The sequence below is a fragment of the Nonomuraea sp. NPDC049695 genome (assembly GCF_040674955.1).
In the GTDB taxonomy this organism is placed as follows: Bacteria; Actinomycetota; Actinomycetes; order Streptosporangiales; family Streptosporangiaceae; genus Nonomuraea; species Nonomuraea helvata.
In genome coordinates this window covers 76,595-89,792 of the sequence record NZ_JBFANV010000041.1, presented here as the reverse complement: position 1 = coordinate 89,792, position 13,198 = coordinate 76,595, and the positions used below count along the sequence as shown (strand labels likewise).

Annotated in this window: 8 protein-coding genes; 3 read left to right on the top strand and 5 right to left on the bottom strand. The window is 71.2% G+C overall.

Translation table 11 applies throughout. The features are described from left to right. Positions 1–100: 100 nt before the first annotated feature. Entirely contained in the window at positions 101–1,141 is a 1,041-nt protein-coding gene (locus AB0J64_RS30935; protein WP_364034451.1) for a LacI family DNA-binding transcriptional regulator, read from the bottom strand. Between the two features lie 231 nt (positions 1,142–1,372). Further along, entirely contained in the window at positions 1,373–2,737 is a 1,365-nt protein-coding gene (locus AB0J64_RS30930; RefSeq protein WP_364034448.1) for a HAMP domain-containing sensor histidine kinase, read from the bottom strand. Positions 2,738–2,978: 241 nt separating this feature from the next. Between AB0J64_RS30930 and AB0J64_RS30925 the strand changes: the two genes are divergently transcribed. Further along, entirely contained in the window at positions 2,979–4,658 is a 1,680-nt protein-coding gene (locus AB0J64_RS30925) for an aromatic amino acid ammonia-lyase (protein WP_364034445.1), read from the top strand. Positions 4,659–4,749: 91 nt separating this feature from the next. Then, positions 4,750–5,427, top strand: a complete 678-nt coding sequence (locus AB0J64_RS30920) for a DUF6069 family protein (RefSeq protein ID WP_364034442.1) — start codon at positions 4,750–4,752, stop codon at positions 5,425–5,427. On the opposite strand, the gene AB0J64_RS30915 is transcribed toward AB0J64_RS30920, so the two are convergent. Further along, a complete protein-coding gene (locus tag AB0J64_RS30915) occupies positions 5,409–6,260 on the bottom strand; it encodes a class I SAM-dependent methyltransferase (RefSeq protein ID WP_364034439.1) in 852 nt (283 codons plus the stop codon). The genes AB0J64_RS30920 and AB0J64_RS30915 overlap by 19 nt on opposite strands. A gap of 195 nt (positions 6,261–6,455) precedes the next feature. On the opposite strand from AB0J64_RS30915, the gene AB0J64_RS30910 reads away from it, so the two are divergent. Continuing rightward, positions 6,456–6,773: a sensory rhodopsin transducer gene (locus tag AB0J64_RS30910; protein WP_364034436.1), complete on the top strand. Its 318-nt coding sequence runs from the start codon at positions 6,456–6,458 to the stop codon at positions 6,771–6,773. A gap of 57 nt (positions 6,774–6,830) precedes the next feature. Here the strand turns inward: AB0J64_RS30910 and AB0J64_RS30905 are convergent, their stop codons facing one another. Together AB0J64_RS30905 and AB0J64_RS30900 are read right to left on the bottom strand one after the other, a co-directional pair. Beyond that, positions 6,831–11,795 carry an amino acid adenylation domain-containing protein gene (locus tag AB0J64_RS30905; protein WP_364034433.1) on the bottom strand — a complete coding sequence of 1,655 codons (4,965 nt, stop codon included), beginning with the start codon at positions 11,793–11,795 and terminating at the stop codon, positions 6,831–6,833. Between the two features lie 7 nt (positions 11,796–11,802). Next, positions 11,803–13,143 carry a condensation domain-containing protein gene (locus AB0J64_RS30900; protein WP_364034430.1) on the bottom strand — a complete coding sequence of 447 codons (1,341 nt, stop codon included), beginning with the start codon at positions 13,141–13,143 and terminating at the stop codon, positions 11,803–11,805. Between the last annotated feature and the right edge of the window lie 55 nt (positions 13,144–13,198).

Below are 13,198 nucleotides of genomic sequence, written 5' to 3'. Positions count from 1 at the left end.
TGGTCCGCGCCGACCCGGTCAACCCCGGGCAGGCCGTGCAGGAAAGCTCGCAGCGCCGCGTCGGACGAGGCGACGTCCGCGAGCGAGGTAGTCACCATGCTCATCGCGATCGGGTCCTTCTCGTGCGAGTCGGGGCCGGCCGCCCGTCCGGCGGGGCGGTGGAGGCGCGTTCGATCAGCTTGGTGTCGAGGACGATGCGGCTGGCGGCACCTCGGGCCTCCTTCGAGTCGAGCCGGCGCAGCAGCAGCCGCATGGCGAGCACGCCCTGCTCGAACATCGGCCGGTCGATGACGGTCAGAGGCGGCTTGAGCAGCGGGCCGGTGTCCAGATCGTCGAAGCCGATCAGGCTGACCTGGCCGGGGATGTCGATCCGCATGTCGTGCAGCGCTTTGAGCACGCCCAACGTCATGAGGTTGTTGGCGGCGAAGATGGCGGTGGGCGGCTCAGGAAGCGACAGCAGGGACATCGTGAGCTGGTAGCCGCTGTGCTCCTTGAAGTCGCCGACCAGGTCGTACTCTGGCGGCACCTCGATGCCCGCCTCGGCGAGCGTCCCGACGAACCCCTCGCGCCGCAGCCGCCCCGGGGTGGTGTCCAGGGTGCCGCTGATCGCGGCCACCCGGGTGTGCCCGAGGGCGAGCAGGTGCTCGGCCGCCTGCCTGCCACCACCCTCGTTGTCGACCAGCACGGCGTCGAACCGTTCGCCGCCCGCCAGATCGCGGTCCACGAACACCAGCGGCACGTCGGCGTCGTGGACGTGCAGCGGGGTCTCGTCCTGCTCGGTGGCGGGGGCGAGGATGACGCCGTCGACCCTGCGCACCATGTCCGCCAGCACGTCGTCCTCCTGCTCGCTGCTCTCGTCGCTGTTGGCGAGCAGGATGCGGTAGGGCTCCGTACGCGTGACGGACTCCATGCCCTTGACCACCGCGGCGAAGTAGGGGTTCGTGATGTCCGGGACGACGACGCCGATCGTGTTGGTGCGCCCGGACTTCAGCGACTGCGCCGCGGCACTCGGCCAGTAGCCCAGCTCGTCGATGGCGGCCTGGACCGCCTCGTACGAGCGCACCCGCTGACCCCGCAGGAAGCGCGAGACCGTCGCGGGAGAAACCCCCGCGCGAGCTGCTACGTCATGGATAGTGACCAAGTGAGCTCCAAACTGAAATCGATGTCAGTGATGATGGCAGTAAGCGGCCACGGAGTGTCAATGGCATGTTTCCAACTCGTTACACAACCAGGAGTTTTCCCATCTCAAGGCCATGAACACCCCACGGTTGAGACTGACCTACTGAAACCGTTGTCAGTTAAGGGCTGTCGGCGCTCCCTGTACCTGCGAGGCGACCTGCCCGCGCCGGCGCTGAGCACCTGCTCGGCGCGCTCAGTCCTCCTGAGCCGGCATGCGAAGGACGAAGCGGGCGCCGGTGTGGGAGTCCTCGATGGTGAGCGTCCCGGTGTGGGCCTTCGCGATCTCGCGGGCGATGGGCAGGCCGAGTCCGGAGCCTCCGGCGTCCCGGGTTCGCGAGTCGTCCAGGCGGGTGAAGCGCTGGAAGACGACCTCGCGCTTGTCGTGCGCGATGCCCGCGCCGTCGTCGAGGACCTCCAGCACCGCCTCGCCGTCCTGCTGCCGCACCGTCACGATGATGTGCGTCTCGGCGTGCCGCTCGGCGTTGTCCAGCAGGTTCGTCAGCAGGCGGGCCAGCTGCAGCCGGTCCGCCGTGACGATCACGCCCGACTGCAGGTTGGGGACGACCCGCTTGGCACGCGGCCTGGCGATCTCCTCGGCGGCCAGCTCGCCCAGGTCCACGGGCTCGCGGCGGTCCGGGGCGCCCGCGTCCAGCTTGGTCAGCGTGAGCAGGTTGGTGACGATGGCCTGGAGCCGGTTCAGGCTGGCGAGCACCTCGTTGCCCGTCTCCCGCCAGTCGGTGTCCTCGGGATAGAGCAGGGCCTCCTCGACCTGGGCGCGCATCGCGGTGATCGGGCTGCGCAGGTCGTGCGAGGCGTCGCCGGCGAACCTGCGCTGCTGCTCTATCGCGGCCTCCTGCCGTTCCAGCGCCGCTTCCATCTGCTCCAGCGTGTGGTTGGCGGTCTCGGCCAGCGCCCTGATCTCGTCGTCGTTCTCCGGGACGGGGACGCGCATCCCGCCGCCGCCTGCGGTGATCTTCGCCAGCTTCCTCGTGATGCTGTGGACGGGCGCGAGCGTCCTGGCCACGACGCGCGACACACCGAACCAGGTCAGCGCCGTCAGCAGCGCCGTCACGCAGATCTGGAAGATGATCACTTGCGGGCTGACGTACCAGGGCACCGCCGGGTCGAAGGCGTAGATGACCCATGCGCCGTCCGGCTGGTACGCGTGCATGGCGACCGCGACCTCGCACCGGCCGGGGAACGCGCGCAGGTCGCAGAGCTCCGCGACGTCGTTGGCCCGGTTCCGGTCCGGGATCGCCCTCGTCAACAGGGGCAGGCCGGCCAGGTTCGGCGTCGAGGAGACCACCCGCCCGACCGGATCGACGACCTGGATGCCGTCGAGGTCCTGGGAGATCACCTGCTGGGGAAGCTGGTTGCGCTTGATCAGGAGAAGCACCCGCAGCGCCTTGCTGGACACTTCCTGCGCCCGGGCGTCGACGACCTCGTTGCGGAGGCCGAACAGCACGAAGCCGCTGACGACGACGTTCAGCAGCAACATGGCGATGCTGGCGAACAGTGCCAGCCGTATCCGCAGCGACCGGCGCAACAGTGTGCTCACGCGCCTTCCCCCGGCAATCAGGGGACCATATTCCCCGCGTTCGCCGCTAATCCAGGGAGATTCCCTTACAAAGACGACAAACCTGCCGTAGCCGATGGTCGAGTAAGTGCCCGTCCTAAAACCCGGTAGAGATCACGTCAGCACTCGTCCCGCCGGTGTCGCGCCGTCTCCGGCGCTTCCCCGTCCCATGGCTATATGGCAGCGGCATTGATCTTCGTAGTGAGAGCCGTGGGACGAGTCGATGAGCAAAGTAGGACGTGTGGCCGCCGGCGTGGGCCTGCTCGCCGCCCTGTGTGTGCCCCCGGGCCAGGCCGTCGCCGATCCGGAACCGTCCCTCGTCGAGACGGCACCGGTCGCGGAGCTGGTGCTGGACGGGGATTCGTTCTCGCTCCAGGACGCCTTCGCGATCCTCGAAGGCCGACCCGTGACCGCGCGGCTCGCACCGGACGCCCAGGCGAACATGAGCAGGACGCGGGCGGGAGCGCTGGCGGCCCTCGACAACCAGCGGGTGTACGGCTGGAACCAGGCGCTCGGGCCGCTGAAGGACCGACCGCTCTCACCTGAGCAGGCGGAGCAGTTCCAGCGCAACGTCCTGCGCTCCCACGCCGCGGGCGTCGGGGAGCCGCTGCCCGACAACGTGGTCAGGCTGGCCCTGATCCTCAAGGCGAACCAGATGGCCAGGGGAACCGTCGGGGTGCGGCCCGAGGTGCCCCAGCGCCTGCTGGACATGGTCAACGCCGGGGTCGTGCCGCGGATGCCGCAGGTCGGCTCGCTGGGCACCGGGGACCTGCAGCCGCAGGCGGCGGCGGGGCTCGCGGCGCTCGGCGAGGACGCGCCCGTGCGTTACCGGGGCGAAGAGGGACCCGCCTCCGAGATGCTGCCGAAGGCCGGCCTGCCCAGGGACTTCACGTTCGAGGCAGGAGAGGCGCTGCCGATCATCAGCGGCAGCACCGTCCTGGCCGCCACGCTGATGGCCGCCGTGCACCGGGCCACCGTGCTCGCCGACCAGGCGGAGGCCGCCTTCGCCCTGTTCATGGAGGCGACCAGGGCCGAGCGAGGATCGCTCGACGCGCGTACCCACAAGGAACGCCACATCCCCGAGGAGAACGCGGTCGCCGCGCGGCTGCGCGCGATGGTGGAGGGCTCGGGCTGGATGACGGAAGAGGGCCGCAAGCGCCTCGACCCGGCGAACTACCACCCCCGGGTCCAGGACACGGTGTCGGTGCGGGCCGCGCCGCACATCATGGCCGGACTGCGGCACGTGCTCGCCGACGCGCGCCGGGCGCTCGTACGCGAGGCCAACTCCTCGACCTCCAACCCGCTGATCTTCAAGAGCGACAAGGGCCCGGGGTACGAGTTCGTGATGGGCGGCAACTGGGACGGCTCCGTCATGGGGCATCTCGCCGACACCCTGAATGCGGAGATCACCGACATCGGGGTGCTGTCGCAGGAGCTGTCAGGGCGGCTGCTGTCTCCCAGGTGGAGCTACGGCCTGCCGGCGAACCTCGCCGGCGGGACGGTCGGGCTGAACTCCGGGATGGTGCAGGTGCAGACGGTCGCCGCGGCGCTGATCCCGGAGATGCAGGCCAGGGCCACGCCGGCGGGAACGCTGTCCCGGCCGGTCAAGGACGGCCAGGAGGACCACAACACGATGGCCATGGCCTCCGCCCGGCACCTGCACGAGAACCTCGACCGGCTGGAGGTCGTCCTCGCGGTCCAGTACCTGATGGCGGCCCAGGGCATCGACCTCATCGCGCAGCAGATGTCCGGCCTCGCGCTCGGCGCCGCGACGCGGAGCCTCCTGACTGAGATCAGGAGGTACGTGGCGCCCCTGGGCGAGGACCGCTATCAGACCCCTGACCTGGAGCGGGCCGTCTGGCTGGTGCACAACGGGTACCTGACGCCGTCCCTCGCGCGCTGACGTGCCGACGCCACAGGCGGTCCGCGCCTCTTGACTGTGCGTGTAAGGTGCTCGAAGCGCCTGATCAGCATCCGCGACAAGGGTGATTCGCATGTCATACCCCTCCCATGATCGCTATGACCCCCGCCAGGGGGCGACCCGGCCGAGGGTGAATCCGGCGAAAGTGTGGGGAGGAGGCGTGGCCGCGGCCGTGGTGGCCGCACTGATCGTGGTCGTCGGAGTCATGATCAGCAAGAGGCTTCTCGGCATCCGCGTCCTCACCCCCGACGGCGCGCCCGCCTACGGCAGCGCGGCGACCACGGGATACGCGATCTCGGCCGCCGGCTTGGCGCTCATCGCGACGCTGCTGCTCTACATCCTCATGCTGTCGACGCCGGAGCCGACCAAGTTCTTCAGCTGGATCGGCGGGCTCTGCACCGTGATCATCACATTCCTGCCGTTCATGTACTCGGCGGGCATCCTCTCGCAGATCGCGACAGCGGCCATCAACCTGATCATCGGCATCGCCGTCCTGTCGTTGCTGGCGACGATCGGGCGTACGGCCATCGAGTACGTGCCGGATCCGGAGCCGTATCCGTACGAGCAGCCCCGCGGGTATGACCCATCACCCGGGTACGAGCAGCGGGGATACGAGCAGCCCCAGCCCCGGTACGAGCGGTCTCCTGATCACGGGCACTCTCGCGATTACGGGCAGTCCCGCGATTACGAGCAGTCCCGCGATTACGGGCAGCGCAGGCACCAGCGCCGGGACTACGACCCGTACGACTGATCGCGCACTGCGAACAGGATGTGGGTGCCGCCGTCCAGGGCTCCGGGCTCCTGACAGGCGGCCACCTCGTGCTCCATGAACCGGGCCCACCGGGAAGGATCGGCCTCCAACGCGGCGAGCGCGTCCAGGTCTCCCAGGGAGGCCCAGTTACTGGCGCTCGCCGCCACGATCTCGCCACCCGCGGCACGGGCCAGGGCCGCCAGGTCGCGGTAACGGAACATCTGGCACACGTGGGTGTCGATGCCCTGGCCGCCTTCGTGACGCAGGTCGCCGGTGCGCAGGATCCGGTCGTTGGCGTCCTCGCCGATCCTCTCGGCCACCTTGACCGCCCCGGGGAGCAAGTGCCGCCAGGCGCCGAGCAGCGACATGACCGAGCCGACGACGAGCCCGCCCGGCCGGCTGATCCGCAGCAGGCCACGCATCGCCTCCTCGGCGTGCTCGAAGGTGTACGACAGCGGCCCGCCGTACGCAAGTACCAGGTCGAACTCGCCGTCGGCGTACCGGCTGGTGTCGCAGACGTCGAGCACCTCCCGGCGCTCCACGGCGGCCTCGCTCACGGTGCCCCGCAGGTGGTCGGCGTTGAGCGCCAGCTGGACCGGGGAGAGGTCGGTGACCACGACGGTCGCGCCGAGGGCGGCCAGCTCGATGGTGAACCGGCCGGGCCCCGCGCCCACCTCCAGCACCCGGTCGCCCTGCTGGACGAGACGGGCCAGGAAGCGGCGGTGGATCTCCAGACTGACCCGGCCTCGGACATCGCCGGTGAGCCGGTCCCACTCGGCGTTGCCGAACTCGTCGAAGTACCGCCGCACCCGTTCCCGCGACTCGATCGTCATGGGGAGCATGATGACAACGGGGTGCCCGGCCGTCGACCGAATTACGGGTCAGGCCGATCTCGAGGAGAGCGAGGAGCGAGCCCTCACCGAGCGGTCGCAGGGCGCCGGATAGAGGCCGACTTATCGGGGTAGAGCCAGGACGGTCGCAGAAGAACGCGGGAGTCGCGCATGAGCACAGTGGTTGGAACCCGGAAAATGTCCGTCACCGATGGGTGCGCTCCGGGCGACCTGCTCTATCTGGACAACGTCAGCCCCACGAACGCCCACGTCGAGCTCACCCTCTGCGCGGAGGGCGAGACGCCGCTCGGCCCGTTCCGCTCGATGGTGCCCGCGCAGCGCACCCGGGCCTTGAGCCTGGACGACCTGGTCGACTCCGACGCCCTGACCTCGGACACCCCTTACTCCGTCGTGGTGGTCTCGGACGCGACCATGGTCGTGCATCTGACTCAGCGCGGCACCCCGCATCCCGAGCCGGCGACGGCCGGCAGCCCGGTGTTTCCAGGTCTCCCCTGAGGCTCGTGGGCGCTGACCCGCCCGCATGGTGGCGTTCCGTGCTTGTGCAACACGTCGTCAGAGGCGGCCCGATCGGGCGATGAGTCTGCGGGCCCGCTCCGACTCCAGTCGGTCATGGACCCGGCGTTCGGAGGCCAGACCGGGCGGCTCCGCCAACGTCAGCCGACCGGCCAGAGTCCTGATCGTCGGGTTCTCATAGAGCGTCAGCAGCGAAACCGACTCGCCGAACTCACGCCGGATCATCGAGTGGACGCGGGCCAGCTTCAGCGACGTCCCGCCCAGGTCGAAGAAGTTGTCGGTCACGCCGGGATCCGGCACGGCGAGAACGGTGGACCAGATCCCGGCAAGGCGCTCTTCCAGCCGGCCCTTCGGCCGAACGCCCGACGGGGCCGGTGACACCTCAGGCAACGCGGCCAGGTCCACCTTTCCGTTGGGCGTCAGTGGGAGCCTCGGCACCTCCGTGATGCTTCGCGGCATGAAGGCGGGGGGCAGCGTCGCCCTGAGCCTGTCCCGGAGCCGCGGCACCACGGAGGGGCGCGGCCGGGCCGGGACGACGTAGCTCACCAGCTCCGCCCCATCCGGTCCAGGCACGGCCAGGGTCACCGACGCCGTGATCGAGGGGTCACGCATGAGTGCGGCGTCGACCTCCGCGGGATTGACGCGATGCCCACGTACCTTGACGAGAGTGCCGGCCCGGCCTTCGAACGCGACGCTGCCGTCCATCCGGTACCGCCCGAGGTCTCCCGTCGCGAATCGGCCGACACCGGGCACGGGATCCGGTTGAAAGCCCTCGCCCGGCGGCAGCGCTTCGGCCAGCCACCGGCTGCGGACCACGATCTGGCCGACCTCGCCGAACCCGCAGGAGCGTCCCTCGGCGTCGACCACGAGGAGACGGCTGCCCGGAGCGCCAGGACCCAGCGCGACCGGCCGGCCCGGCCGCAGGACCCGCCAGGAGACCAGTTGCGGTGTCTCGGTCGTGCCGTACCCGTTGACGAGCACCGCGGCGGGTGCCAGCGTCGCGAGCCCGGCCACATCGCTCGGGGCCGGCGCATCTCCTGCGAGCACGATCAGCCGTACGGCAGGCAGCCGCACACCGCTGCCGCGCGAGGCTTCGAGGAGCAGTCTGGCCAGCGGTGGCGTGAGGTGGAGCACGGTCACGTGCTCCCGCGCCAGCCACCGCAGGAGCAAGCCGGGCGTGGACCGGGTCTCCGCGGTCGGCACGCAGAGCACGCCGCAAGCCCACAGCGGTGTCAGGACGTCGCGGAACAGTGGATCGTGCGACAGCCCGGCCAGCAGGGCGAAGCGGTCCGCGGGCCCGAGGCCGAACTCGGCGCAGTACCAGCGCAGGAAGTGCACGATCGGCTCCAGCCGCCCCACGACACCGGCCGGCTCGCCGGTCGTCCCCGAGGTGAAGGCCACGTATCCGGCGCTGTCGAAGCTCGTGGTGTCCGGCTCCCGCACGGCGGCTGCCGTCGTCGAGGCGGAGCCGTCCTGGGCGATGGACACCACCGTGAGATCGGCCGGGACCGGCCGGGGCCCCAGGGTCACCACGCAGCGCGGCCGGGCGCGGCCGAGGTAGTGGTTCAGACGGTCGGCCGGATACTCCGCGTCCAGCAGGAGGAGACGCCCGCCCACGGCCAGGACGCCCAGCACGGCGCCCACGAGGTGGGGCACGTACTCGGCGTGCACGGCGACCACGTCTCCCGGCTGTACCCCGGCCTGCCGCAGGGAGTGACGCAGGCCGCGGACGACCCGGCGGAGATCGTGGTGAGTGAGGTCGCCGTCCGGCCCTCGGACGGCAAGGCGGTCAGGAGCCCGGCGCGACGACCTGAGGAGCCGGCGCGCGAGGGCGGACGGCTCGACCGGCTCGTGCTCCAGCGGGCCCTCCGGATCAGGCAGGAGACGGGCCGCGCGGGCAGTCGTGAGCCGGTGCCGCCGCATCACCGTGTCCGGGGCGGTCGCGGCGGCCCGCAGGAGCATGGCGTACTGCTCCAAGACCTCCTCGGCCGCCTCGGCGGAGCAGACCGAAGGGTCGTGCACGAGGTCGATCCGGATATCCTCGCCCTGCTCGCTCACGTAAAGGTTCAGGTCGAACAGCGCGGGGGCGACGGGCGGCTCGACCAGCGCGGTACGCAGCCCCGCCAGCTCCGGAGGCTCCACCTCCGCGCCGAGGTGGTTGAACCAGACGTGGAAGAGCGGCCGGTTCCGCCCGTGCTGCTCGGCGAGCAGGTCGTAGGAGACGCCATGGGCCAGACCGGCGGCCACCTCGTCGCGGACCCGGTCCACCAGCGACCGGTAGTCGCTGTCGCCGGACCAGCGGACGCGGACGATCGAGGTGTCGACGAAGAAGCCGACCAGCCCCTCCGACTCCGCCGGCTCACGACGGGAGAGCGGGTACCCGAGACAGACGTCGCGCTCTCCCGTACGACGGCCGACCAGCTCGGCGAGCGCGGCCATGAGCGCCACGAAAGGCGTGGTGCGCTGCCGGCTCGCCAGCAGGCGTAGCCGCCGCGCCACCTCTCGTTCGAGCCGCACCGTCCGGCGGGTTCCCGCTCCGCGCGATTCGGTGGCCGTCCCTTCGAGCGGCAGGGGCAGGCTACGGTGGCCTTCGAGCCGCTGCCGCCAGTACTCCAGCCGCTGCGGGAGGTCGTCCTGCGTCTGGGCGTCCTGCCAGGCGGCGATGTCGCCGTAGCTGACACCCGGCGAGGGCGGTGTTGTCGGCGCGGCGCGGTAGGCGCGGCCCAGCTCCTCCAGGAGGACGCGTTCGGACTCCTGGTCGGTGGCGATGTGGTGCAGGAGCAGCACCAGCCAGTGCCTGCCGGCGCTCAGCCGGAGGAGGCGGGCCCGGAGCGGCGGCTCCTCGTCCAGGGCGAAGGGCTGCTGGATCAGGTGGGCGGCACGCTCGCGCGCGTGCTCCTCGTCCGTGACGCTTTCGACGTCGATCTGAACGGGCGCCGGATCGAGCACGCGGCAGACCGGCTCTCCGTCCCGGTCCACGAAGATCGTGCGAAGGGGTTCGTGCCTGGTGACGATGCCGGTCAGGGCCGTGGCCAGCGCCGCTTCGTCGAGCTCGCCCGCCAGGTCGATCGTCGTCGGGACGACATAGGCGAGGTCGCCGGGGTTGAGCCGCCACATCAGCCACAGCCGCCGCTGCCGAGGCGTCGGCGGATGCTCGCGCGGGTCGGGGCGGGACGGGATGGCGCCAGCGGGCCGGTGCTCGGTGGCCAGGCGCTCCAGGAAGCCGGCGAAGGTCGGATGCCGATGCAGCCAGTCGGCGGGTATCCGGACGCCGAGGGCGCGGCCGACGCGCATGACCATGCGGACCGCCGAGACCGAGTCGCCGCCCATGGCGAAGAAGTGATCGTCGTCCTGGAAGCTGGGTCGCCCGAAGACCTCGCCCCAGGCCGCGCGTACCGCGCCAGCCGGATCGGCGGGCTCCGGAGCCGGAGGAGCTGACGACGGCGTCTTCGCCGTCGCAGCGGACGACGTGCGGACGTACTCCGGGGGGACCGCGGCGGCCAGGCGCTTTCTGTCCATCTTGCCGTTGACGTTGACCGGAAGGGACGCGTGATGCACGAACCGCGCCGGGACGGCGTGCGGGCCCGCCGTACGGGCGATCGCCGCGCACAGCTCCACGACGGGCGGCTCGCCGTCGGCCGCCAGATGGGCGACGAGCTCGGTGCCGTCCGGCCCCGTCGTGGCGACCACGGCGGCCTGGCGCACCTGGGGGTGGGTGAGCAGGGCCGACTCGACCTCCCGCAGCATCACCCGGACGCCCCGGATCTTGACCTGGTCGTCGCACCGCCCGACGTAGGTGAAAGCGCCGTCGTCCGCGACGCGCACCAGGTCCCCGGTGCGTACGGCGAGGCCCGGTCGGCCCCTCGGATCGGCGACGAACCGTTGGGCCGACAGCTCCGGCTGCCCCAGGTAGCCGGAGGCCACGCAGTCGCCGCCGATCACGAGCTCGCCTGCGCCGCCGGTGGCCTGGTACCCGGTCTCCGGATCGACGACGATGAGCTCGGTGCCCGGATGCGGGTGGCCCAGCGGCATGAACTCCCCCGGCGCGGCTCCGGCGGGGGGCGGGCCGAAGTGGGCGAGGTTGTCGATCGTCGTCTCGGCGAGGCCATAGGTGTTGACGATGGTGGCGTTCGGAAGGAGCTTCGAGAGCCGGTGGTAGGTCTCCACCAGCCAGGGTTCCCCGCCCAGGGCCAGCGTCCGCAGCCCGGGCAGCCGTCTCCCGGCCGCCTCCAGGTACTCGACGAGCAGGCCCAGCAGGGTCGGGGTGAACTCCGCGAAAGCGATGCCGCGTGCCTCGATGAGGTCGGCGAGCGCGGGCGGGTCCAGACGCACATCGGAGGGGCAGACGACCAGCTCGCCGCCTGACAGCAGGCACCGGAGCAGGTCCGCGACGAACACGTCGAAGCTCGTGCCGGCGTACTGCAGGTGCGGTACGGGGTCGCCGCGCAAGGAGTACCTGTCCAGCCAGCCGTCGGCAGCGACAGCGGCGCTGTGGTGGCTTATCCCAACGGCCTTGGGCTGGTGAGTCGATCCCGAGGTCTGGTTGACGAAGGCGAGGTCGTGCGGGCCGACTCGTACCCGCGAGGACGACCACGGCCCTTGCGCGACCGTGCCGAGGGACATCGGCGCCGGTCCGGACGGGCATCGATCGACGGCGTCGGTGATCAGCACCTCGGCCCGGACGGTCCGCAGCACGTGCTCCAGCTGGGTGTCGGGGTGACCGGGGTCGAGAGGCAGGAACGCGACGCCCGCCTTCACCACCGCCAGCGCCGCCACGACCACCTCGATGTCCCGCTCCATCAGCAACGCCACGACCGTTCCTGGGGCGACGCCCCTGGCGACCAGGCCGCCGGCGAGGCGTTCGGCGCGCTCATCCAGCTCGCCGTACGTGATGCTGCGATCGCGGCAGCTCACGGCCGGCTCGCGCCGGCGTTCCGCGGCCACCCGGGCGAAGGCTTCGTGGATCAGGGAGATCCGGCTGCCTGTCCGCGTCGTCGTCGGCATGCCGGCCTCAGTGCGCGATCCTGGCGTGGCCCGCCGGGGAGAGGCTCGCGGCCTGGCGTGCCGACCAGTTCTGTCCCGCCAGGACGTGGACCATCCGGGCCCAGCCGTGCAGGATGTGGTTGACGGTCGCGTCATCCACCGCGCTGCTTCCGCTCTGTGCTCCCAGCCGGAGCGCGGGCCGCAGGCCGTCCTCCACCGGCGGTGGCTGTTCGAGCATGAAAAGGTCCACGTCCGCGCCCGACGGGCAGATCATCAGCCCGGTTCTCGCCGCGCGCGCCGTGCCGACGAGCAGATCGCGCTGCTTGCCGCCGGTCAACTGCTCCGGCAGGTAGAGCAGCGCCATCGACAATCCTGCTGCGGGGCCGCCGAGGTGGGGGGCGACGCTCTCGTACGGCAGGCGCTGGTCCGCCAGGGCGGCGAAGATCTCGTCGCGCAGCACCCTGAGGTAGTCGTTGACCGTTCCCGAGAGGGGCGGGAGCGCGAGGACGCCTTCGGTCGCCAGGAGCCCCACCACTGCGGCCTCGGCCTGCGTCTCCCGTGCCGCGAAGGTCGTGGTGAGGGCCAGCGGCGCGGGGAGGGCGCCGGCGAACGCCATGCGCAGGGCGGCGGCGGCGACGGCCAGCATGGAGCCCCGCGCCTTCCGCACGCGTTCGCGCAGGGCCGTGGCCGTCTCGACGTCGATGTCGATGTGGCCGCCGGGCAGGTCCGCCCGTGGATCGGGGCACGGGCCGGAGGTGCCGACGGACACGGGCCACTGCCGCCAGGCCCCTTTGACCGACCGTAGCCGCCGATCCAGTGCCTCGGCGTGGCCGGGGCCGTCCACCCAGGCCTGACGCGCCCGCCAGACCTCGACGTAGTCGTCCGGCTCGCCCCGGCGCTCCTCACCGAGCAGGTCGTCCACGAGGAGGTTGGCCGACCACGCGTCACAGACCAGCGGATCCGCGTCGACCACCAACAGGTGCCTGCCGTGCCGGGTGGTGAACACGGCCAGCCGTACGAGCGGTGACTGACCGGCCGGGAAGCGGCGGGTGGCGTCTTCGGCCGCCATCTCATAGGCACGGGACCAGCTTTCCGGCTCGGAGCCCTCGACGAGGTGGCAGGCGAAGCCGGCCTCGGCCACCGCGGCGATGCTGTGCTCCTCCTCGCTCGTGAACCGGCTGCGCAGGGCGGGCCGGCACCGGACGACCTCCGCGAGCCTGGCGCGGAGCATGTCCTCCCGCACCGGGCCGGACAGCTCGATCGCGGCCGTCACGCACGGCCGGGGCGGGCGGCGGGAGCACAGCAACGACCGCTGTGCGTGACTGTTCGGAAGCCTGGTCTCGGGTGGCACCGGCGGCTCGTACGACAAGGCACACTCCCTCCGAACTCTCAGGTCACGATTCACGGCCCGCGGAAGGAGCGGC

Excerpts from the sequence above, each read along its gene's own strand:
- AB0J64_RS30925 (WP_364034445.1), top strand. The coding sequence starts at position 2,979 with ATGAGCAAAGTAGGACGTGTGGCCGCCGGCGTGGGCCTGCTCGCCGCC.
- AB0J64_RS30920 (WP_364034442.1), top strand. The coding sequence starts at position 4,750 with ATGTCATACCCCTCCCATGATCGCTATGACCCCCGCCAGGGGGCGACC.
- AB0J64_RS30915 (WP_364034439.1), bottom strand. The coding sequence starts at position 6,260 with ATGACGATCGAGTCGCGGGAACGGGTGCGGCGGTACTTCGACGAGTTC.
- AB0J64_RS30910 (WP_364034436.1), top strand. The coding sequence starts at position 6,456 with ATGTCCGTCACCGATGGGTGCGCTCCGGGCGACCTGCTCTATCTGGAC.
- AB0J64_RS30905 (WP_364034433.1), bottom strand. The coding sequence starts at position 11,795 with ATGCCGACGACGACGCGGACAGGCAGCCGGATCTCCCTGATCCACGAA.